At 76.3% G+C, this 20,434-nt stretch carries 19 protein-coding genes and 1 pseudogene; 7 read left to right on the forward strand and 13 right to left on the reverse strand.

What is annotated here, in order from left to right; genetic code table 11:
* Nucleotides 1-68 precede the first annotated feature (68 nt).
* Nucleotides 69-938 carry an alpha/beta fold hydrolase gene (locus ACQP12_RS09710; protein WP_357942760.1) on the reverse strand — a complete coding sequence of 290 codons (870 nt, stop codon included), beginning with the start codon at nt 936-938 and terminating at the stop codon, nt 69-71.
* Nucleotides 939-1,069: 131 nt separating this feature from the next.
* Between ACQP12_RS09710 and ACQP12_RS09715 the strand changes: the two genes are divergently transcribed.
* The gene (locus tag ACQP12_RS09715; protein ID WP_433286789.1) at nt 1,070-4,318 is read left to right on the forward strand and encodes a BTAD domain-containing putative transcriptional regulator; all 3,249 of its coding nucleotides are present in this window, start codon (nt 1,070-1,072) and stop codon (nt 4,316-4,318) included.
* A gap of 17 nt (nt 4,319-4,335) precedes the next feature.
* Here the strand turns inward: ACQP12_RS09715 and ACQP12_RS09720 are convergent, their stop codons facing one another.
* The 4 genes from ACQP12_RS09720 to ACQP12_RS09735 form a co-directional block, all read right to left on the reverse strand.
* Nucleotides 4,336-5,868 carry a hypothetical protein gene (locus ACQP12_RS09720; RefSeq protein WP_433286791.1) on the reverse strand — a complete coding sequence of 511 codons (1,533 nt, stop codon included), beginning with the start codon at nt 5,866-5,868 and terminating at the stop codon, nt 4,336-4,338.
* 134 nt (nt 5,869-6,002) lie between these two features.
* Complete coding sequence (locus ACQP12_RS09725; protein WP_433286793.1) at nt 6,003-6,965, reverse strand: anti-sigma factor RsbA family regulatory protein; 963 nt, start codon at nt 6,963-6,965, stop codon at nt 6,003-6,005.
* Complete coding sequence (locus ACQP12_RS09730; RefSeq protein ID WP_433286795.1) at nt 6,962-7,789, reverse strand: MEDS domain-containing protein; 828 nt, start codon at nt 7,787-7,789, stop codon at nt 6,962-6,964. Before ACQP12_RS09730 ends, ACQP12_RS09725 begins: the two co-directional genes overlap by 4 nt.
* A 105-nt stretch (nt 7,790-7,894) precedes the next feature.
* Complete coding sequence (locus ACQP12_RS09735; RefSeq protein WP_357942770.1) at nt 7,895-8,998, reverse strand: hypothetical protein; 1,104 nt, start codon at nt 8,996-8,998, stop codon at nt 7,895-7,897.
* A gap of 163 nt (nt 8,999-9,161) precedes the next feature.
* Here ACQP12_RS09735 and ACQP12_RS09740 point away from each other — a divergent pair, with 163 nt between their 5' ends.
* Nucleotides 9,162-9,620, forward strand: coding sequence for an N-acetyltransferase family protein (locus tag ACQP12_RS09740; protein WP_433286797.1), 459 nt, complete (start codon nt 9,162-9,164; stop codon nt 9,618-9,620).
* A 21-nt stretch (nt 9,621-9,641) separates the two neighbouring features.
* Here ACQP12_RS09740 and ACQP12_RS09745 read toward each other — a convergent pair whose 3' ends face one another.
* Nucleotides 9,642-10,157, reverse strand: coding sequence for a 2'-5' RNA ligase family protein (locus ACQP12_RS09745; RefSeq protein WP_357942774.1), 516 nt, complete (start codon nt 10,155-10,157; stop codon nt 9,642-9,644).
* 86 nt (nt 10,158-10,243) lie between these two features.
* Between ACQP12_RS09745 and ACQP12_RS09750 the strand changes: the two genes are divergently transcribed.
* The 3 genes from ACQP12_RS09750 (at nt 10,244) to ACQP12_RS09760 (ending at nt 13,550) form a co-directional block, all read left to right on the forward strand.
* On the forward strand, nt 10,244-10,753 hold the full coding sequence (locus ACQP12_RS09750) for a mycothiol transferase (RefSeq protein WP_433286799.1): 510 nt from the start codon (nt 10,244-10,246) through the stop codon (nt 10,751-10,753).
* Between the two features lie 338 nt (nt 10,754-11,091).
* The gene (locus ACQP12_RS09755; protein ID WP_433286801.1) at nt 11,092-11,469 is read left to right on the forward strand and encodes an SCP2 sterol-binding domain-containing protein; all 378 of its coding nucleotides are present in this window, start codon (nt 11,092-11,094) and stop codon (nt 11,467-11,469) included.
* Nucleotides 11,466-13,550: an amylo-alpha-1,6-glucosidase gene (locus ACQP12_RS09760; protein ID WP_433286803.1), complete on the forward strand. Its 2,085-nt coding sequence runs from the start codon at nt 11,466-11,468 to the stop codon at nt 13,548-13,550. Before ACQP12_RS09755 ends, ACQP12_RS09760 begins: the two co-directional genes overlap by 4 nt.
* 24 nt (nt 13,551-13,574) lie before the next feature.
* Here ACQP12_RS09760 and ACQP12_RS09765 read toward each other — a convergent pair whose 3' ends face one another.
* The 3 genes from ACQP12_RS09765 to ACQP12_RS09775 form a co-directional block, all read right to left on the reverse strand.
* Complete coding sequence (locus tag ACQP12_RS09765; RefSeq protein ID WP_433286805.1) at nt 13,575-14,261, reverse strand: Pr6Pr family membrane protein; 687 nt, start codon at nt 14,259-14,261, stop codon at nt 13,575-13,577.
* 88 nt (nt 14,262-14,349) lie between these two features.
* Nucleotides 14,350-15,162 (reverse strand): hypothetical protein, encoded by an 813-nt coding sequence (locus ACQP12_RS09770; RefSeq protein ID WP_433286807.1) that lies wholly within the window; start codon nt 15,160-15,162, stop codon nt 14,350-14,352.
* A 109-nt stretch (nt 15,163-15,271) separates the two neighbouring features.
* The gene (locus tag ACQP12_RS09775; RefSeq protein WP_433286809.1) at nt 15,272-15,778 is read right to left on the reverse strand and encodes a DinB family protein; all 507 of its coding nucleotides are present in this window, start codon (nt 15,776-15,778) and stop codon (nt 15,272-15,274) included.
* A gap of 118 nt (nt 15,779-15,896) precedes the next feature.
* Here ACQP12_RS09775 and ACQP12_RS09780 point away from each other — a divergent pair, with 118 nt between their 5' ends.
* Nucleotides 15,897-16,787, forward strand: coding sequence for a DUF72 domain-containing protein (locus ACQP12_RS09780; protein ID WP_433286811.1), 891 nt, complete (start codon nt 15,897-15,899; stop codon nt 16,785-16,787).
* A gap of 83 nt (nt 16,788-16,870) precedes the next feature.
* Complete coding sequence (locus ACQP12_RS09785; RefSeq protein ID WP_357942792.1) at nt 16,871-17,077, forward strand: GTPase activator; 207 nt, start codon at nt 16,871-16,873, stop codon at nt 17,075-17,077.
* Between the two features lie 51 nt (nt 17,078-17,128).
* Here ACQP12_RS09785 and ACQP12_RS09790 read toward each other — a convergent pair whose 3' ends face one another.
* The 4 genes and pseudogenes from ACQP12_RS09790 to ACQP12_RS09805 form a co-directional block, all read right to left on the reverse strand.
* Complete coding sequence (locus ACQP12_RS09790) at nt 17,129-17,758, reverse strand: hypothetical protein (RefSeq protein WP_357942794.1); 630 nt, start codon at nt 17,756-17,758, stop codon at nt 17,129-17,131.
* Nucleotides 17,759-17,865: 107 nt separating this feature from the next.
* Nucleotides 17,866-18,720, reverse strand: a complete 855-nt coding sequence (locus ACQP12_RS09795; protein ID WP_433286814.1) for an alpha/beta hydrolase family protein — start codon at nt 18,718-18,720, stop codon at nt 17,866-17,868.
* Between the two features lie 87 nt (nt 18,721-18,807).
* Nucleotides 18,808-19,734, reverse strand: a pseudogene (locus ACQP12_RS09800) (glycosyltransferase family 9 protein); the annotation flags it as partial.
* Nucleotides 19,731-20,426 carry an SDR family oxidoreductase gene (locus ACQP12_RS09805; RefSeq protein WP_433286816.1) on the reverse strand — a complete coding sequence of 232 codons (696 nt, stop codon included), beginning with the start codon at nt 20,424-20,426 and terminating at the stop codon, nt 19,731-19,733. The pseudogene ACQP12_RS09800 and the gene ACQP12_RS09805, both read right to left, overlap by 4 nt.
* Nucleotides 20,427-20,434 lie beyond the last annotated feature (8 nt).

Consider the following 20,434-nt stretch of genomic DNA (forward strand, 5'->3'; position numbering starts at 1 on the left):
CGTGAGAACCCCCACACGTACAGTGATCTGAATATTTGCATCTTCCACGTTCGGGGGCAAGGGCCGCCTCAGCGGGCCAGCAGCGCGCGCAGCTCCTTCACCACCTCGGCGGGAGCCTCCTCGGCCATGAAGTGGCCGTACGACACCGGCACGTGCCGCAGGTCCGGCGCCCAGGCCCGCCAGCGCGCCGCCGCGTCGAAGCCGAGCGCGGCACCCCAGTCCTGCTGGAGCACGGTCACCGGCATCCGCAGCACCCGGCCCGCCGCCCGGTCCGCCTCGTCGTGCGCGAGGTCGACGCCGGCCGACGCCCGGTAGTCCGCCACGATCGAGGGGACCGCCGCCCGGCAGGCCCGCAGGTACGCGGCGCGCACGTCGGCGGGGATCGCGTCCGGGTCGCCGGCCCAGAGGTCGAGGAAGTGGCCGAAGAACTCGTCCGGAGCGGCGCCGATCAGCCGCTCGGGCAGCCCCGGCGGCTGGGCCATCAGATAGAGGTGGAAACCGACCGCGGCGGTGACGCCGTGCATCACCTCCCAGGTGTCGAGGGTGGGCAGCACGTCCAGCGAGGCCAGGTGGGTGACCGTCTCCGGGTGGTCCAGGCCGGCGCGGATCGCCACCAGGGCGCCGCGGTCGTGCCCGGCCAGGGCGAACCGGTCGTGCCCCAGCGCCCGCGCCAGCGCCACCACGTCGGCCGCCATGGTCCGCTTGGCGTACGCCGTGCCGTCGGTGTCGGCGGGCTTGTCGCTGTCGCCGTACCCCCGCAGGTCGGGGCAGATGACCGTGTGGTCGGCCGCGAGGTCCGCGGCGACGTGCCGCCACATCAGGTGGGTCTGCGGGAAGCCGTGCAGCAGCACGACCGGGCTGCCGCTGCCGCCCACCGCGGCGTGCAGGGCGACGCCGTCGGCGACGGTGACGCGCCGCGACTCGAATCCGTTGATCATGAGGTGTCCTCTCCGGGTGTGATCGGGTCCCGTCGAGCCTGCCCGGCGCCCGTCAGTGGCCGATCAGCATCGGATGAGTGCCCTGGTCGGGCCGCCGGTGCGCGCGCACCGGGCTGCCTAGAGTGGGCGGGGTGACCAGCCAGCAGCGCGTACCCGGAGTGACCTTCGGGGTGCTCGGGCCGCTGGTGGCCGCGGGCGAGCGGGGCCCGGTGGCGCTGAAGGGCCCCCGGCAGCGCGCCGTGCTGGCCCGCCTGCTGGTCGCCCGGGGCCGCGTGGTGCCCGTCGACCGGCTCGTCGGCGACCTGTGGGCGGAGCCGCCGGAGGGCGCGATCGGCGCGGTCCGCACCTTCGTGGCCGACCTGCGCCGGGCCCTGGAGCCCGACCGGCCCCCGCGGCAGCCGGCCCGGCTCCTGGTCACCGCCCCGCCCGGGTACGCGCTGGCGGCCGCTCCCGAGGCGGTCGACGCGGGCCGGTTCGAGGCGGCGGCCGGTGCGGCGGGGGAACTGCTCGCGGCCGGGCGGGCCGGCCCGGCGCTGGCCGCCCTGGACGACGCGCTCGCCCTCTGGCGCGGCCCCGCCTACGCGGAGTTCGCCGCCGAGCCGTGGGCACGGGCGGAGATCGACCGGTTGGACGAGCTGCGGATGCTCGCCGTCGAGCGACGCGGCGAGGCCCTGCTGGCCCTGGGCCGCGCCGCCGAGGCCGCCGGCGACCTGCGCGGCCAGGCCGCCGCGCAGCCGCTGCGGGAGGAGACCTGGCGGCTGCTCGCCACCGCCCTCTACCGGGCCGGCCGGCAGGGCGACGCGCTCGCCGCGCTGCGGGAGGCCCGGGCCGTGCTGGTCCGGGAGCTGGGGGTGGACCCCGGCCCCCGGCTGCGCCGCCTGGAGTCGGACATCCTCGCCCAGGCTCCGCACCTCGACCCGGCTGCGGTCGCCGTCCCGGCCGCGCCACCGGCCGGGACAGCGGGGGAGGAGGGGCGCCCGTTCGTGGGGCGCGCGGCCGAGCTGGCGACCCTGACGGGGCTGGCCGAACAGGTGTCCCGGCGCGGCCGGCCGGCCCTCGCCCTGGTCTCCGGTGACGCCGGCGCGGGCAAGACCGCGTTCGTCGAGGCGCTGGCCGACCGGCTCGCCACCGCCGGCTGGACCTGCGCCGTCGGGCGGGTCCCGGAGTACGAGGGCGCACCCGCCGCCTGGCCGTGGACGCAGCTCGCCGCCGCCCTGCCCGAGCCGGCCGGGGCGCCGGCGACCGGGCCGGCGCCCGGGGCCACCGACGGGCTGTCCGGCACCCCGGTCCCCGGCGGCGTGTCCGGCGACACCACGGCGGACGCGCCGGGCGCCGCGGAGCCGGCCGTGGCCCGCTACCGGCTGCACCGGATCGCGGGCGCCCGGGTCGGCGCGGCGGCACGGCACGGGCCCGTACTGCTCGTCCTCGACGACCTGCACCGGGCCGACGAGGACACCCTCGACCTGCTGACCGCGCTGTTCACCGGCCCGGAGCCGGTGACCGGGCCGGTCCTGGCGATCGGCACGTACCGGGCCACCGGAATCACCCCGGCGCTGACCGGAGCCCTGGCCCGGCTCGCGCCCACCGAACCGGTCCGCGTCTACCTGGGCGGGCTCGCCGAGACGGAAACGGGCGACCTGGTCCGGGCCGTGGCCGGCGCGGCGGACCCGGACACCGTGCGGGCGCTGCACCGGCGCAGCGGCGGCAACCCGTTCTTCGTCCGGGAACTGGCCCGGCTGCTCGCCGCCGAGGGCGCCGCCGCGCTGGAACGCGTCCCGGCCGGCGTGCGGGACGTCATCCGGCACCGCCTCGCCCAACTGCCCGAGCCGACCCGGACGGTGCTGGCGCAGGCCGCCGTGCTCGGCCGCGACCTCGACCCGGACGTGCTGGCCGCGCTGGCCGGCGAGGACGCCACGCTGGACGCCGTGGACCGGGCCGCGCAGGCCGGGTTCCTCACCGCCGACGGCACCCGGTTCGCCCACATCCTCGTCCGCGACACCCTCTACACCGACCTGTCGGCGCCGCGCCGGGTCCGCTGGCACGCCGCCGTCGGGGCGGTGCTCGAACGGCTCCGGCCCGACGACGTCACCGCCCTGGCCCACCACTTCGGACAGGCCCCCGGCCCGGACGCCGCGACTCGGGCCGCCCGGTACGCCACGGCCGGAGCGGTTCGGGCCGAGCGGCGCTGCCACCCGCACGAGGCGGCCCGGCTCTGGGAGCAGGCCGTGGCCGCCCACGACCGGGCCGGCGGGAACGACGTACGCGGGCGGCTGGCGGCGGTCATCGGCTGGGGCCGCACCCTCGCCGTCACCGGCCACCTCGACCGGACCCGCCGGCTGCGGGCCGAGGCGGTCGCCACCGTCGAACGCCTCGCCGACCCCGGGCTCACCGCGGACGTGCTGGCCGCGTTCGACGTGCCGGCCGTCTGGACCCGGAACGACGACGAGGAGCTGTCCCGGCGGATCGTCGCCGCGGCCGGGGCCGCCCTCGCCGCGCTCCCCGCCGACCAGGCGGCCCGGCGTGGCCGGCTGCTCTGCACCCTCGCCTTGGAGCTGCGCGGCGACACCGGCGACCGGGGCCGGCGGGCGGCGGCCGAGGCGGAGGAGATCGCCCGCCGCCTAGACGACCCGGCCCTGCTGGCCTTCGCGCTCAACGCCCGCTTCATGCACGCCTTCGACCGGGCCGGCCGGGCACCGGAACGCGCCCGCATCGGCGCCGAACTGGTCGACCTGGCCGCCCGGCACGGGCTGGTCACCTTCGAGGTGCTGGGGCACCTCGTCGCACTCCAGGCGCACTGCGCCCGCGCCGACCTGGCCGCCGCCGACACCCACGCGGCCGCCGCCGACCGCCTCGCCGCGCGCTACGAGCTGCCCCTCGTCGGCGTCTTCACCGCCTGGTACGCCGCCCTCCGGCTGGCCGTCGCGGGACGCGGCGCCGAGGCCGAGACCGCGTACCGGGCGGCGGCCGTCCGGCTCGACGCCGGGCAGATGCCCGGCATGGCCGCCGGGCTGCTGCCGTTCGCCCTGCTCTGCCTGCGGCTGTCCACCGGCGACGACCCCGGACCGGCGCTGGCCGACGCCGACCACGCCGGCCCGTACGCGCCGTGGGTCCGGCCGCTGGCCCTGCTCGCCGCCGGGCGCCGGGACGAGGCCGCCGCCGCGCTGCACGCCCTGCCGCCCTCGCCGCACGACCTGCTGCGCGAGGCCCGGCTCTGCGTGGCCGCCCGGGCCGCCCTCGCCCTCGACGACCGCCCGACCATGGCCCGGCTGCACGCCGCCCTGCGCCCCGCCGCCGACGAGCTGGCCGGCGCCGGCAGCGGGGTGCTCACCGTGGGTCCGGTGGCCCGCCATCTCGCCGACCTCGCCGCCGCCCTCGGCTGACTGACGGCGGGGACGGGTCAGGCGTTGGCGGGGACGCCGCCCTCCGGACCGGCCGCCGGCTCCCCGGTGACCTCCGCCCCGGGGGCGGGCCGCTGCGCCGGGGTGCGCACCGCGAACGCGTCGAAGCTCGGCCGGTCCAGGGAGGCCCGCTCCAGGAACGGCTCGGCCGTGCGCCGGTCGCCGTCGGCCGGCTCGCCGGGCTCCGGGTCGGCCGGCACGGCGGGAGCAGCCGGCGCGACGGGGACGGCCACCAGGGCCGGAGCGGGCACCACCACCGGGGTGGCCTCCGCGGGCGTCGCGGCCGGACGCGGCGCCACCATCGGGTACTCGGCCGTCTCCACGCCGCCCGCGGCGGCCGCCATCACCGCCGCGGCGGCCAGGTCGGCGACCCGCTTGGCCTCCCGCTGCACCCGGGCCCGGGTCTCCTTCGCGTGCTGCTCGGCCAGGTCCGCCGCCCGGCGCGCGTCCTCCAGCCGCTTGGTCTCCGTGACCAGGTCCCGGCGTACGCCGACCAGCTGCTCCTCCAGCGCGGCGCCCTCCTGCTCGACCGTCGCGATCTCCTGGCGGGTGTGCTCCAGTTGCTGGGCGACCGTCTCCAGCTCGGCCTGGAGCTGGGTGAGCGCCTCCTGCCGCTGCTGGATCTCCTGCTGCACCGTGGCGAGCTGCTCCTGGTGCGTCGCGTTCTCCTCGTCGGCCTGCTCGCGGACCTCGGTGGCGTACTGCTGGGCCTCGGCGACCAGGGCGGCGATGTCCCGCTCGGCGGCGCTGGCCCGGTCGGCCAGCTCCTGCTCGGCCGCGGCCCGCTGCTCGTCCAGCTCCCGGGTCATGGTGGCCTGCCACTGGGCCAGTTCCTGCTGTGCCTTGCTCCGGTTGGCCTGCACCTCCTGCTGGATCTGCGTGCGCGCCGCCTTCACCAGCGCCTCCGACGCGGAGCGGGCCTGCTCGACCTGCTGGGCGCTCTGCTCGGCGACCCGCTTCGCCTCCTGCTGGGCGCGGTCGTGGGCCGCCTGCCCCTCGACGCGCAGCTTCTCCGTCAGCTCCCGGATGGCGGTCAGCTCCGCCTGCGCGGCGGCGTGCCGCTCCTCGTCCGCCCGCTCCTGCTCGGCCCGGCGGGTGGACAGCTCCTCGGCGAGCTCGCGCCGGTCCCGCTCCGCCTCGTCCTGCGCGCTGGCCAGCACCTTCTCCGCCTGCGCCTGGAGGTCGGCCGCGCGCTTCGTGGCCGTCTCGGTGATCTGACCGGCCTGCTTCTCGGCCAGGTCGAGGATCTGGTCGACCATCGGCCCGAGGTCGCGGAAGGACGCCCGGTCCACCTGCGTGGGGCGCTGGCGCAGCTCGGCGACCTCGGTCTGCGCGCGCTGCGCCTGTGCGGTCAGCTCCCGCAGCTGCGCGTACGCGCGGTCCCGGTCGGCCGTCACGGCGGTCAGCTCACCGTCCATCTGCTCGACGTACCGGTCCACCTGGCGCTTGTCGTAGCCGCGCAGCGCCTGGTCGAAACTCGGTCGCGCGGACACGTCGTCGTGGTGTGCGAACGGTTCCTCGCCGTTGGACATGCGCCATCCTCCGTCGGTTCGCCAGCGCCAGGCCGGCGGATGACCGCCCCGCAGGGCGTGATGAGGCGCAACGGTACCGCCGTCGGCGCGCGGGTTCCGCCCCGCCCCGCCCACGACCGCGAACGCGGGCCGACTCAGACCGGGAAGTACGGATTTCCGGCGGTCAGCCGGACGGTGAAGCCGTCGGCGTCCCGGTGCAGCGCCACATGATTGCACGACTGGTGGCTGATCCACAGGCCCAGGCCACCGGCGGCGCCGTTGCCCGCGGGCAGCAGGCCCGCGTAGGGGTCGCTGGGGCCGGGACCCCGGTCGTGCACGGTCACCACCATCCGGTCCGGCGCGCTCCACAGCCGCATCCGCACCGGCGGCACGCCGTGCCGCAGCGCGTTGCTCACCACCTCGCTGACCGACACCACCAGGTCGTCGAGGTGGTCGGCCGGGAGCTGCCCCCGGTGTGCGGCGCGTACGGCGTCACGTGCCTCGGCCGCGGTCGGGTCGACCAGCTCCACCGTCGGCGCCGTCCCCTGCACCGGGTCGGGCCGCATGAGGCGGTGCTCGGCCAGGTAACTCGCCGGTTCGGTGTAGACGTCGGTCGGCACGTGGCTGCCGTCCGGCAACGCCACCCGGGGGTGGGTCCGCGCCACGTCCGCGAGCACCCCGGGCGCGGTGCTCCGGGTGTCGTACGCGCACATGCTCCACAGCGGGAAGTCGTCGTAGGCGTGGTTGATGGCCGACTCGTAGCGGGCCCACCAGTCCCAGGTGGCGCCGAGCACGGCCGGCGGCAGCTCGCCGACGATCCGGATCTGCCGGGCGCCGTCGGCCACGTACGAGCCCAGCAGCTTGCGGTAGGCGCGGATCGCGGCGGTGGGGCGGGCGTAGAGGTCGCCGCCGGGCAGGAAGGTGACCGCGGCGCCGGCGGGCAGGGCCCGGCGGACCAGATCCGCGTTGTGGCCGCCGAAGCCGACCACTGTCGGCTCACCGGCCTCGACCCCGCCGAGCAGGAACGGCAGCACCACGGCCAGCAGGTGCTCGTCGGAGTCGTAGAGGATCGCCTCGTGGTAGTAGCCGACGTGACCGGCGGCAGCGCCCGTCCTCATCGGACCACCTCCACCCGCACCTCGGCCAGGTCGAGCAGCTCGACCAGCCGGGCCGCGGCGGTGCGCGAGCTGCGCAGCACGGCGACGGCGTCGTGCCGGCGGGCGTGCTCGCCCAGGTGCAGCAGGCTGCGGTGGTCGACGAAACGCAGGTCGGTGGCGTCGAGCACGAGCCGGCCGTCCACCGGTCGCGGGTCGGCCCGGTCCAGCGCCGCGGCGAAGAGCCGGTGGTTGGACGGGTCCAGTTCGCCGGCGAGCTCGACGACCGCCTCGCCGCCCCCGGCGTGCAGCCGGAACAGCACGTCGGTGTTGGTCTCGGGGTGCATGCAGGCCAGCTCGGCGATCGCCGCCTCGCTCAGCTCGCGCCGGTCGTAGGCGCAGACGGCCGACATCGGGTGGTATCGCATCCAGCGGTCGATGAGGTGCTCGTAGCGGGTGAAGGCCTCCCGCTGGGCGGCGGTGCGGACCAGCGTGGTGGCCTCGGCGAACACCCGCAGGCCGGTGTAGCCGGCGGCCAGCGCGTCGGTGGTGGCCGTCGCGTACGCCCGGACCTGCTTCTCCGGGTCCACGATCTCGTCGTGGCGGTAGGCGTCCTCCACCGGGAGCAGCCGGAGCGCGCGCCGGCGCAGCGCGGCGTCGAGACCGGGGAGGCGGTCCAGCCGGCGGGCCAGGGCGCCGGTGTTCCCGGGGGCGACCAGCCAGACCTGCTCGCCGGCCGCGAGGCCCGCGGCCAGGTGGGCGACCGCCCGGGCGTCCAGGGCCGCCGGGTCGTCGTAGGCCAGGCAGGCGTGACCGTACGTCGTCGACGACACGCTCCCGCTGGTCACTCGGCCTCCCCCACGCGGCCAGTCTAGGTCCACCCGCCCCTTGGGCACCTCTCGGCCGTCGCCGCACCGCGGCCCGGCGGGGACCCACCGGGCCGGGCGGCGGCGTCAGACGAGCTGGAGGTTCCGCCAGGCCGTCGACTCCAGCGGGGGGTCGCCCAGCTCGAACTCGGCCCAGTTGTTCCAGTAGGCGACCGCGTCCACGTCGTTCTGCTGCCGCAGCCAGGTCACGTGGTCCCGGATCGCCTGCGCGCGGCCCGCGCCGGTGGTGTCGGCCGTGGTCCGGCTCAGCCCGTACTCGGGCACGAGCAGCCGGATCCCCGGGTACGCGGCGCGCACCTTGCCGAACGCCACCCCGAACATCCGCGCCACCGGCCAGTACGTCGCGGTGTCCCGCGAGTAGCAGTCCACGCCGTAGTGGGTCATGCCGGGGTAGCCCCAGTCGGTCGGGCTGCCACGCCCCTCGTCCAGCCAGTAGCGGGTGACGATCGGTCCGTGCCCGAGGACCCAGCGCCGGTTCCGGTGTGCGGCGACGATCTGCGCCACCCGGGTGGCGGTGGTCCGGTACGTCGCCGGCGCCACGTCGCCCATCGGCTCGTGGTACCAGGTCAGGTAGATCGGCCGGCTCAGCCCGTCCAGCCAGCCGGTCAACTGCTCGACGTCGTCCTTCCACGAGACGTGCATGACGGCCGACGGCGCGTCGACGAACTTGCCGGCGTTCAGCGGGGGCAGCTCCGGCAGGGCGTCCGTGTCCCCGCCGTCCGTGCCGAAGTCGCGCATGTAGCGGATGCCGGGATACTCGGCCACCGCCCGCTGGGTGCGCGCTCCCTTCTCCGCGCTCATCCCGACCAGCAGCGGCACGGTCAGGGTGGTGGCGGCCGTGCCGGTCCGACCCATGGCGTCCCGGGCCGTGGCGGTCAGGGTGACCGTGCCCCGGCCGGCCAGCACGGTCACCGTGAAGCGGGTCGGGTCGGTGGGGTTCGGCGTGACGGTGACGCCGGGCGAGGTGCTGCCGAGCTGGATGGTCAGCGGCACGCTGAGATCCACCCGGACGGGGCTGTCCCAGGCGGCGCCGGTCGGGTCGCTGACCCGGCCGGAGAGGGTCAGCAGCCGCGAGTCGGGATGGTAGGCGTCCACGCGGACGGTGGTGGACTGGCCGGGCAGCAGGACGGTCGGATCGGCGGTGACGGAACGGATGACGGGTGCGGCCATGGGATGCCTCCTTGAGGCGTGCTCGGGAGCGCTCCGGCCGCACGTCCTCGGGTGGCCAGGACGGCCTTGACCTGCTCTTTTACCAGCTTGCGTCGGTCCGGCGGCATCGCCATCGGCGGCGGCAGATGGCGCAAAACCCGGTCCCGGCGGCATCCTGGACGGCGTGAAGATCACCGTGCGGGAGCTGACCGGACCCGACTGGCCGCGGCTGTGGCCGATGCTGCGCGACATGGGTGTCGGCGACGAGCCCGCCGAGGTCCACCGGGAGCGGTTCCTGCTGCTGCTCGCCGACCCGCGGTGGGCGCTGCTCGGCGCCGTCGACGACGGCGGGCTGATCGGGTACGCCGCCGCCCAGGACCACGGGCCGCACCTGCGCTCCGGGGACGCGCACCGCACGGTCCGCCTGCACGACCTGCACGTACGTCCGGACCGGCGCCGGAGCGGCGTGGGCCGCGGGCTGCTGGCGGCGGTGTCGGAGTGGGCGGCCGGGCGGGCCCGCCACCTGGAGTGGCAGGCGCACCGGGAGCGGGCGGCGCCCTTCTACGAGCGGCTCGGCCACCACGGCGACCCCTGTCCGCAGCCCGACTACCCGACCTTCCTGGTCGACTTCGGCCCGCGCTGACCCGCTGCGCGGTGCGGGAGTTCAGGCGAGCGGGTGGGAGATGCCCCGGGCGTGGTCGGTGACGGCGGCGCCGACCACCGTGGCGGTCACCGGCAGCACCTCCAGGCAGCGGCGCACCGCCGCGGCCATCAGCGTGTTCGGCACCCGCATGGACAGCGTGCAGTGGGGCACCCAACGGCCCGGCTGGTAGTGCTCCACCAGGCCGATGCCGGCCCGGGCCAGGCGCTCGTGCACCGCGCCGTGGTGGGCCAGCAGCTCCGGCGTGGGGGCCGGCCCGAGCCAGAGCACCCGCCCGACGAACTGCCCGGCGTGCTGGAACTCCAGCCGCAGCGGAGCGGCCACCACCATCCCGTCGAGCGCCTCCGCGACCCGGTGCGGGTCGAGACGCGGTGCGACGGCCAGCGAGACGTGCGGCCGGTGCCGCTGCTCCAGCAGCGACCTCATGCTCTGCACGCCCTCGGCCTCCAACGCGTCCCAGAGCACCCGGATCCGCCGGGTGGCGTCGATGTCGAGATACAGCTCCAGCGCCGCGACCACGCGATCAACCCTAAGGGGGTGGGTTTGCCGCCCGGCCTGGGCGGTACAGCCCCCGGTGGCACCGACGGCGGAGGAGTGTGGGACCCGTGGACGTGAACGACCTGCTGACCGAGGCGTACGGCCGCCTGCCCGACCTGGTGGCGGGGGCGCTCGACGGGCTGAGCCCGGAACAGCTGCGGCAGGCCCCGGCCGCCGGGGCGAACCCGGTGAGCTGGCTGGTCTGGCACCTCACCCGGATCCAGGACCACCAGGTGAGCGAGGTGATGGGGGAGGAGCAGCTCTGGGTCGGCGGCGAGTGGGCGGGGCGCTTCGGGCTGACCGCCGACCCGGACGACACCGGATACGGGTACGGCCCCGAACAGGTCGCCCGGGTGCGGCCGGAGGACGGCGGGGTGCTGCTGGACTACCACCGGGCGGTGGTGGACCGGACCCTGGCGTACCTGGGCGGGCTGCGCCCGGCCGACCTGGACCGGGTGGTCGACGAGAACTGGGACCCGCCCGTCACCCTCGGGGTGCGGCTTCTGAGCGTGCTGGACGACGACCTCCAGCACGTCGGCCAGGCCGCGTACGTGCGCGGGCTCATCCAGCGGGGCTGACCGCCGCCCGGGCACGGCGCAGCGCGGCGTGCCCGAGCAGGCACGGCCAGCTCGCCGAGCCCGAGGTCGAGCAGGGCGTGCCCGGTCACGCCCTGCTCCCAGGACTGGCGCTGCATGGCCAGCAGCGCGGCGAGCACCCGGTCGGTCGTGGCGTCCCCGGTCATCCCCATTCCTCCGCAGTACCCGACTTCCGCCCCGGCGCACCACCCCGAAGCACCGGCCCGGGGCGCCACCCGGCTCACCCGCACCGGGTGAGTTGGACTCACCCGACCGGCGGGGACCCTCCGGGGGCGGGCGGAGCGGCCGGGCGACCGGACCGTGAACGACGGGAGGGACCCATGAGCGCCTCGGCGGCGGAGTACCTGACCCGGCAGGTCGCCGGCCGGCACCCCGACCTGCCGGAGAACACCGGCGGCACGATCCGGCTGGACCTGAGGGACGGGGCCCGGACCGAACACTGGTACCTGACGATCGACCACCAGGAGGTATGGGTGACCCGCGTGTCGGACGACGCCGACCTGGTGGTCCGCGCCGACCGGGAGGTGTTCGACCGGATGGCCGACGGCCGGCTGAACGCGGCCGCGGCGCTGCTGCGCAACGACCTCACCGCGCAGGGCGACCTGCGGCTGCTGCTGTCGCTGCGGCGGCTGTTTCCGGGCCCGGCCGACGCCCGGCACCCCCGCGAGCTGGGCTGCGCCGGGGTGGGGACGCGATGAAGGAGCTGGTGGGCGTCCTCGCCGGCAATGTGTTCGCGCTCAGCGACGCGCACGGCGACATGGAGGTCGAGCCGTTCGCACCGATCGGCCTGTTCTCATTCGACACCCGCTTCCTGTCCACCTGGGTGCTCACCATCGACGGGGAGCGGCTCAACGCCCTGTCCCGGGACGAGCTGGAATACTTCGAGACCCGGTTCGTGCTGGTCCCCGGCGCCGCCAGCCACTACGTCGACGCCGACGTCTCGGTGCTCCGGCACCGGTCCATCGACGAGAGCTTCAACGAGCGGCTCACCGTGCTCAACCACTCCGCCGAGGCCGCCGATTTCACCGTGCGGATGGAGATCGGCAGCGACTTCGCCGACACCTCGGAGATCCTCCGGCCCGGGCCGCGCCGGCCGCTGGTCGTGGCCGACACGGCGCACCGGCAGCTGCGGATCTGCCACCAACGGGACCGGTTCACCCGGGAGACCATCGTCTCCAGCACCGCCCCGGTGGAGGTCGACGAGCGGGGCATGACCTTCCGGATCCGCGTCGGCCCGAACGGGACCTGGCACACCGACCTGCACGTCGGCATGATCATTCACGGTGCCGGCGGGCGCGACCTGAGGTCCAGCCTCGAGGCCCACCGCCACCTCATCCACCACGACATGCGTGAGGACCTGGCCCGCTGGTTCGACCACGCGCCACAGCTCCTCGCGGAGCGGGAAGCGCTGACGATGGCGTACCAGCAGGCGCTGACCGACCTGGCCTCGCTGCGGTACACGCCGCTGTCGTACACCCAACGGGTGCCGGTGGGCGGGCTGCCCTGGGCCATGGCACTGTACGGCCGGGACGCCCTCGTCACCTGCCTGGAGACGCTGCCGTTCACCCCGGAGCTGACGCCGGCGACGCTGCGCCTGCTGGCCCTCCTCCAGGGCGGGCAGCTCGACGACTTCCACGACGAGGAGCCCGGGAAGATCCTCTCCGAGCTGCGGTACGGCGAGTCGGCCGCCTTCGGTGAGCAGCCCACCGCGTTCTACTACGGCGCGGCCGACACCACCCCGCTGTTCGTGATCCTGCTCGACGAGTACGAGCGCTGGTCCGGCGACGCCGACCTGGTCCGGCAACTGCGGCACCCGGCCCGGATGGCGCTGGACTGGCTCGACGAGTACGGCGACCTGTGCGGTGACGGCTACCTGCGGTACCAGCCGCGCAACACGGTCAACGGGGTGGCCAACCAGACCTGGCGCAACTCGCCGGAGGCCATCGTCGACCGGCACGCCGTCGCGCCGCCGTTCCCGCGGGCGACCTGCGAGCTGCAGGGGTACGCGTACGACGCGAAGGTCCGGGGCGCCCGGCTGGCCCGCGAGTTCTGGGGCGATCCCGACTACGCCGACCGGTTGGAGGCCGGGGCCGCGCGCCTGCGCGAGCGGTTCAACCGGGACTTCTGGCTGCCGCACCGGGGCTACTACGCGCTCGCGCTCACCCCCGACGGGAAGCCGGTGGACGCGCTGACCTCCCACATCGGGCACCTGCTCTGGAGCGGCATCGTCGAGCCGGCGCGGGCCGACGCGCTGGCCGCGCACCTGTGCGGCCCCGAGCTCTTCTCCGGCTGGGGGGTGCGCACCTACGCCACCGGGCAGCGGCCGTACAACCCGGTCGGCGCCCACCTCGGCGCGGTCTGGCCGTCGGACAACGCGCTCGTCGCGGCGGGCCTGCGCCGCTACGGGTACGACGCCGAGGCGGCCCAGGTCGCGGCCGGCATGTTCGCCGTGGTGGAGACCCTCGGCGGCTCGGTGCCGGAGGTGATCGCCGGCTACCCGCGGGACCTCACCAAGTACCCGGTCCAGCTGCCGGTGGCCGGCCGGCCCCAGTCGTGGGCCTCCGGCGGCCTGCTGATGCTGCTCGGCACCATGCTCGGGCTGCGCCCGTGCGGGGAGAACCTCCTGGTGAACCCGTACGTCCCGGACGGCTACGGGCGCATCGAGCTGCTGGACGTGCCGGGCCGCTGGGGGCGGGCCGACGCCTACGGCCGCGACCGCACCACCGGCCCGCGGATCCGGGTCGGCGGCGCGGCCGGTCAGCGGCGTGGCGACGGGTGACCGGCGGCCGGGCGGCGCCGCCGCTCAGCGCGCCGTGCTCTCCTCGGGCGCGGCGGCCGGCGCCGGCTCCGCCGGCGCGGCGCGGACCCGCCCGGCCAGCCCTCGGTCCACGCCGATGAAGACCAGCCCGAGCAGCCAGAACGCGACGGCGAAGAAGAGCGCGCTGAACCCCACGCCGCCGTAGCCGAGTTGCTGGACGTCGAGGAACGGGTACGGGTAGCGGTGCACGACGAGCCCCCGCACCAGGGCGAAACCGAGGTACGCGACCGGGAACGCCAGCCACCAGGCCGCGTACCGGGGGCGCAGCCGGCCGCGCCGGTCGAACAGCGCCCAGTCGGCGATCGCCAGCAGCGGCACCACGGTGTGCAGGAACTGGTTGCCCCACCACTCGCCCGGCCCGCGGTGCGGCTGGACCATCGCGAACGGGCTGGCCGGGTTGGCGAGCACCAGGTGATAGACGGTGCCGGTGATGGTGATGTAGAGGGTCACGGCGCCCTTGAGCGCGCTCGGCGGCTCCGGGCGGCCCTGCCAGGCCCGCCAGGCGGCGTACCCGGCGAAGACGCCGACCGCCACGTTGCTCTGGATGGTGAAGTACGGCAGCAGGCCGGTCACCGTGGCCGGGCCGAGCGCGGTGAGCACGATGCCGGCCACCACGCCGAGCACGACGGCCAGGCGGAAGGGGATCGCCAGTCGGCGACGCCGCGGAGTCACCGGGGCACGCTACCAGCCGGTCCGACGCCGTTCACCGGACCGAGCCCGGCGCGGGCGGTGCCGTCCGCCCGACCCGCCGCGCGCCCGGTCAGAGCCGGGAGGGGCGGACCGACTTGGGCTTCTGCTCCGGCCGGTTGCCGGGGTGGGTGGTCGTCGTGAGACCGGCCGTCGGGCCGCTGGGCGTGGCCTCCGGTGGGCCGGTGACGCGGGCGGTGGGCCCGGTGCTGGTGCCCTGCGTCGGATCTTCGCTCGGCTGCGGCGTAGCCGGGTTGGTGCCGGATCCGGTCGGCTTGCCGTTCCCGTCCAGCAGCGCGTCGCAGTAGCCGGCCACCCTGTCCCGACCGCCGGCCGCCGCGATCAGGGCGGCGAAGGGCGGGGCCTCCAGGGCATGACCCCGGTCCGCGTTCTTCTTCGCCCGGTAGGCGGTGCAGAGCCCGGCCAGCCCGGACGGGGTGCCCGGGCTCCCGGTCGGCGCGGCGCCCGGGGTGGTCGGGGTGGCCGGGTGGCTCGGGCCGGCGGTCGGCGTGGCCCGCCCGTCGTGGCCGGCGCCCGGTGAGGGCGTGCGGCTCGCGCCCCCGCCGCCGGGCAGCGGACCCGTCAGGTTGCCGGTGGCGGCGGCCAGGGCCACCCCGCCGCCGGCGGTGGCGAGCACGGCGGCCAGGGCGAGCCTGGCGCCGAGCCGTCCGAGGTGGAACCGTCGTGGGGGGCGGGACACCGGCACCGGGGGCGTGCCGCCGGCTTGCGCCACGCGGAACGCCTGGAGAGCCGCCCCCTCACCGTTGAGCTCGTGCGGGCGGGGAGCGGCGCGGACGGCGGCGAGGAACCGCACGAGCACCTGCGGACCGTCCGGTGCCTCGGCGACGGGACCGACGAGCAGGCGCTCGACGGTTTCCTGGTCCATGCGGTGTCCGTTCATCTCGTGTCCCTCAGCGCCGCCACCGGTCGTGGCGTCACACCGGAACCCGCCCCCGGCCCGGTTCGGGCGGGTGATGTCGGTCACCGCGCGTCGGTCAACCCATGGTCTTCGCCCCGTCGATCGACTCCCGGAGGATGTCGGCGTGCCCCGCGTGCTGCCCGGTCTCGGCGATGAGGTGCAGCAGCACCCGGCGGACCGTCCAGGTCGCACCCGGCTCGAACCAGGGTGCGCTCGGCAGCGGGTGCGCGGCGTCGAGGTCGAGCGTGGTGACCAGGGCGTCCGTCTCGGCGGCCACCCGGTCGAACTCGGCGAGCAGCCCGGCCAGCGTCTCGCCCGGGAGCATCCGGAACTGGCCGGCCCAGTCGACCGGCTCGCTCTGCATCGCCTCGGCGCCGCCCACGGCGAACCGCATCCACCGGTGCTCGGTGAGGGTCACGTGCTTGAGCAGGCCGCCGAGGCAGAGCTCGCTGGCCGTGCTGCGCCGCGCGGCCTGCTCGTCGTCGAGCCCCGCCATGGTCTGCCGGAGGAACCCGCGGCGTAGCTGGAGGGCGGCGAGCAGATCAGCCCGCTCGCCGGTGAGGACCTGGTCGGAGACGCTCATGCCGCCCGCCTTTCGCTTGAGGACCGGGTCACCGTACGACCCACCACCGACACTCTCCCGGCTCCACACCGGACGTCCCGGGTTGCCGTTTCGTCCGGATCGCGGTGCACTGAATTACATGGGTGTCATCAAGGTGGGCACGTCCTCCTGGGCCGACCAGATGCTGGTCCGTTCGGGCTGGTATCCGCGTGCGGTCAACACCCCGGCCGGCCGGCTCGGCTGGTACGCGGAGCGGTTCGGTCTGGTCGAGGTGGACACCTCCTACTACGCGATCCCGGCGCCGGAGACCACCGCGGGCTGGGCGGCCGCCACCCCGCCGGGCTTCACCTTCGACGTCAAGGCGTTCCGCCTCTTCACCGGCCACCACACCCCGGTCGACGCGCTGCCCCGGGACCTGCGGCCGGCCGGCGGCCCGAGCCGGATCCGCTGGCGCGACCTGTCCGCCGGGGCGTACGACGCGCTGTGGGACCGGTTCCACGCGGCGCTGGCGCCGCTCGCGGCGGCCGAGCGGCTCGGCGCCGTGCTGCTGCAGTTCCCGCCCTGGCTGGCCCGCGGCGACGCGGCCCGGCGGCGGATCCTGTCCGTGGCACGGCGGTGCCGGCCCTGGCCGGTGACCGTCGAGCTGCGGCACTCCTCCTGGTTCACCGAGGACGCCGTGGTCGACACCGTGACCTTCCTGCGGGAGCACGGGCTCGGCTACGTCTGCGTGGACATGCCCCAGGGCCACGCCTCCTCGGTGCCGCCGATCCTCGTCGCCACCGCCGACCTGGCCGTGGCCCGGTTCCACGGGCACAGCAGCGCCTGGGAGAGCGGCGACAAGCAGGAGAAGTTCCGCTACGCCTACGGCGAGGAGGAGCTGCGGCACTGGTCCGTGCTGCTGCGCGAACTCGCCGACCAGTGCGCCGAGCTGCACGTGCTGCTGAACAACTGCTGCGGCGACCAGGCCCAGCGCGACGCCGCCCGGCTGGCCGGGCTGCTCGGCGTCACGCCCGCCACCACCCCCGCCTGAGGTTTCCGCCGGTACGTCCCGGGTACCGGCGGTGCCGGGGACCGACAGCGAGCGGTGCCGAGGACCGACAGCGAGGGGGACGCGTGGACGAGCGACGGGACGAGCCCGGCGGCCTGACCAGGGACGGCCGGGATCCCCGGGCGACCCGGGAGGCCGAGGAGGCGCACGGCGGCAGCATGGCCCCGGGCCTGGTGGACGACACCGGGCACCCCGTGGCCGAACCGCCCGTGCCGGAGAACGAGCCGTCGGCCCTGGGCCGGCCGGGTGAGGAGGACGGCACCGGTTCCTGACCCGTGGGTCGACGCCCGGGGCGGTCCCCCCGGGCGTCGGTCACCTGTGGATCACCTGCCGGCCATGGCCATCGGTCGTTTGGTCGCGGCCATCCCGGCGACCTTGCCGATGCTCTTCGGCGCCATCGCCAGGCCGCCGGCCCGGTTGATCAGGCCGCGGAACACCTGTCCGGGCTTCTGCTGCTCACCCATGTACGCCGACACCACCACGAGGGCGCCGGTCATCGCCGGGATGGCCCACTGGAGCAGCTTCATCTGCCGCTGCGAGCTGGCGACGTTCGCCGGCGTCTGGTAATTCGGCTCGGTGGCCCCCTCGACGGGTGGCCCGCCCGCCTTCTGCAGCCGCATGCCGAGCAGCCGGCTGTAACCGGTCACCGCCAGGGCGCCGATGGTCAGCGCGGTCTTCACCGTGCTCATCCTCCCCACGCCGGACTGGGCCGCCACGCGTGGGCTCTCCGTGACGAGTTCGCCGACCGCGCCGGCCAGGTGCGCCCCGATGGCCGCCGCGTTCACCGGGGTCCACCGGGCCCAGCCGGCCGAGGCGACCGGCAGCCGCTTGGTCGAGTCGTCGATCTTTGCCGCCGCGCCGTTGACGCCCAGCGCGCCCATCAGTGAGCCACCGAACCAGGCCGCCAGGCCCAGGTCGTGCATCGAGCGCAACGCGGTGTGCCGTTCGGACATCTGATCCCCCTCCGCCGTGTTCGGGCGGTGCGGCTTACCCACCTTTCGCGCGGCTACGCACCCGTCTTCCGGCCACGGGGCGTCCGACCGGCCGGCGGCGTCGTGGGTCAGCGGGGCAGCGACGTGGCGAACGCGGCGATCCGGGCGGCCAGTGGGGCCGCGGCGCGTACCCAGGTGAAGTGGTCCAGCGGGCCGCCCGCCTCGGCGGCCGTGTAGCGGTGCCGGGTCACCGGGGCGGCGGCGAGCTTGCCGCAGAGGTGGTCCATCGTCTCGTGCGGCGTGTACTGGTCGTCGTCGACGCTGACCGCGAGCACCGGGGTGCGGACGCGTCGGACGGCCGCCTCGGCGTCGACCCCGTCCAGCACCGGGAAGCGCCCGGTGCGCGCGGTGTGCGCCCAGTCCCGGATCACCCCGCGCGCCTGCCGGCCGCCGAACCCCCAGCCGGGCCAGACGCCGAGCAGCCGGGCGACCGCCGCGATGCCCTGGGTGTACGGCAGCACACCCCAGCCGCGCAGCCCCGGGTACCCGCGCCACCACGGGATGCCCACCGCCACGAGGGCCAGCCCGTCCACCCGGTCGGCGTCGTGCAGCGCCTGGTGCAGCACCGCGACCTGCCCGCCGAGCGAGTGTCCGAGCAGCAGCCGGGTCCGGCCGTCCAGCCGGGGCTTGAGCGCGTCGAGCACCGCGCCGACGTCGGTGGCCAGCTCGGCGTAGCCGTAGCGGCAGGTGCGGGCCGGTGCCGGCGTGCTCTCGCCGGTGCCGCGCAGGTCGGCCACGACGACGGCCAGGCCGGCGTCGCGCAGCGCGGTGGCGAACGGCCGGTAGTAACGGGCGCGGACGCCCATGGCGGGCCAGATCACCACGACGGGCGCGCCGGGTGGCCCGTCCGGCTCCGGGTAGACCTGGACGCCGATCCGCGCCCCGTCGACGTCCACGAACTCCTGCGTGTACTCCCCGCTCACCGGCTCAGCCTACGGCCGGAGGCTACCGGCGGGTAGGAAGGGGTCGGCCGCCGCCTGCGCCGGGATCCGCCGCCCGGCCACCGGCCGCGACCGGGCGGCCGCGGTCACCCGGTCGACCGCCGCCAGCACCGCCGGCACGTCCAGCTCGGCCAGCGCCGGGTGCACGGCCACGCCGTCCCCGGCCGGGCGCGGCCCGGCCCAGAGCGCCTCGTGCCACGGCCGGTCCGGCGGCGGCCCCCACTGCGCGGGCGGCACCGGGCCGAAGAGCAGCACCGACGGGGTGGCGTAGGCGGTGGCCAGGTGACCGGTGCCGGTGTCCCCGCAGAGGACCAGGCGGGCGTGGGCGACCAGCGCGGCCAGCTCGCCGACGTCGGTCGCGCCGGCCAGCGCCGCGTCGGCCGGCAATCCGGCCCGGCGGGCCACGCCGGCGGCGAGGTCCCGCTCGCCGGGGCTGCCGGTGACCACCACGTGGTGGCCCCGTCCGGCCAGCTCCCGGGCCACCGCCGCGAAGCGCTCCGGCGGCCAGCGCCGCTGCGCCGCCTTGGCGCCCGGGTGCACGATCGTCACGCCGGTCGGCAGCCCGCCGGGCCCGGGGCGGCGCAGCGCCAGGTCGGCGCGGTCGGCGCGGATCCCGTACCAGCCCAGCATCCGGCACCACCGGTCCACCTCGTGCTCCCCGGCCCGCCACGGCGGACCGTCGTGCCACCCGGCCTCGGCGTTGGCGAAGGCCAGCAGCCGCCGCGGCCCGACCCCGGCCAGCATCCGGTGCGACTGCGGCCCCCGGCCGTGCAGGTTCACCGCCACGGCGGGCGGCGGGCCGGACCAGCCGAGGTGGCCCAGCCCGTCCGCGACGACCTGCCGGTCCACGCCACCGACCAGCTCGACCAGCGGGGTCAGCCAGCGCGGCGCGACCAACGCCAGCTCGCTGCCCGGGTACGCGGCCCGCAACGCGCGCAGCGCCGGCACCCCGGTCGCGAGGTCGCCGACGCCGAGCGCCCGCAGCACGAGGATCACGGGTACGAGGACTCCTGCTCGGCGCAGACCACCAGCTCGCGTACGGCGCAGCCGGGCGGCTGGGCGAGGGCGAACAGGACCGCCTCGGCGGTGTCCGCCGGATCGTTGAGGATGGCGTCCGGGCCGGGCTTGTACCGCTCGTCCCGGTCGTCGAAGAACGCCGTCCGCATCCCGCCCGGGATCAGCAGCGTGACGCCCACCGTGCCGGCCAGCTCGGCGGCGAGCGCCCGGGTGAAGCCGACCACCCCGAACTTCGCCGCGCAGTACGCGGTCGCGTCGCTGACCGCCTTGACGCCCAGCGTGGACGCCACGGTCACCACCGTGCCGTGCGCCCGCTCGAGGTGCGGCAGCGCGGCCCGGACCACCGCGGCGGTGCCGAGCAGGTTGATCGTCACGATGCGGTCCCAGGTCGCGCCGTCCACGTCGGCCAGCCGGCCCGGCACGTCCATGCCGGCGGCGGTCACCACGCCGTCGAGCCCGCCGGCCTGCTCCGCGACCTGCCGGGTGGCCGCCTCGGCGGCCCGCGTGTCGGCCAGATCGCACTCGACCCACGGCACCCCGTCGGCCGGCGCTCGCCGGTCCAGCACGTACGGCCGGCCACCGGCCTTGGCCACGGCCGCCACCACCGCCGCGCCGAGGCCACTCGACCCGCCGGTCACGAGGACGGCCCGTCCATTCAAACCCCTGCTCATGCCGGCAC

Source organism: Micromonospora sp. CA-244673 (assembly GCF_050948395.1).
Taxonomy (GTDB): Bacteria; Actinomycetota; Actinomycetes; order Mycobacteriales; family Micromonosporaceae; genus Micromonospora.

Bases quoted from the DNA above. Each gene is read 5' to 3' on its own strand.
- ACQP12_RS09710 (WP_357942760.1), bottom strand. From the start codon at position 938: ATGATCAACGGATTCGAGTCGCGGCGCGTCACCGTCGCCGACGGCGTC.
- ACQP12_RS09720 (WP_433286791.1), bottom strand. From the start codon at position 5,868: ATGTCCAACGGCGAGGAACCGTTCGCACACCACGACGACGTGTCCGCG.
- ACQP12_RS09725 (WP_433286793.1), bottom strand. From the start codon at position 6,965: ATGAGGACGGGCGCTGCCGCCGGTCACGTCGGCTACTACCACGAGGCG.
- ACQP12_RS09735 (WP_357942770.1), bottom strand. From the start codon at position 8,998: ATGGCCGCACCCGTCATCCGTTCCGTCACCGCCGATCCGACCGTCCTG.
- ACQP12_RS09755 (WP_433286801.1), top strand. From the start codon at position 11,092: ATGAGCGCCTCGGCGGCGGAGTACCTGACCCGGCAGGTCGCCGGCCGG.
- ACQP12_RS09760 (WP_433286803.1), top strand. From the start codon at position 11,466: ATGAAGGAGCTGGTGGGCGTCCTCGCCGGCAATGTGTTCGCGCTCAGC.
- ACQP12_RS09770 (WP_433286807.1), bottom strand. From the start codon at position 15,162: ATGGACCAGGAAACCGTCGAGCGCCTGCTCGTCGGTCCCGTCGCCGAG.
- ACQP12_RS09775 (WP_433286809.1), bottom strand. From the start codon at position 15,778: ATGAGCGTCTCCGACCAGGTCCTCACCGGCGAGCGGGCTGATCTGCTC.
- ACQP12_RS09780 (WP_433286811.1), top strand. From the start codon at position 15,897: ATGGGTGTCATCAAGGTGGGCACGTCCTCCTGGGCCGACCAGATGCTG.
- ACQP12_RS09790 (WP_357942794.1), bottom strand. From the start codon at position 17,758: ATGTCCGAACGGCACACCGCGTTGCGCTCGATGCACGACCTGGGCCTG.
- ACQP12_RS09805 (WP_433286816.1), bottom strand. From the start codon at position 20,426: ATGAGCAGGGGTTTGAATGGACGGGCCGTCCTCGTGACCGGCGGGTCG.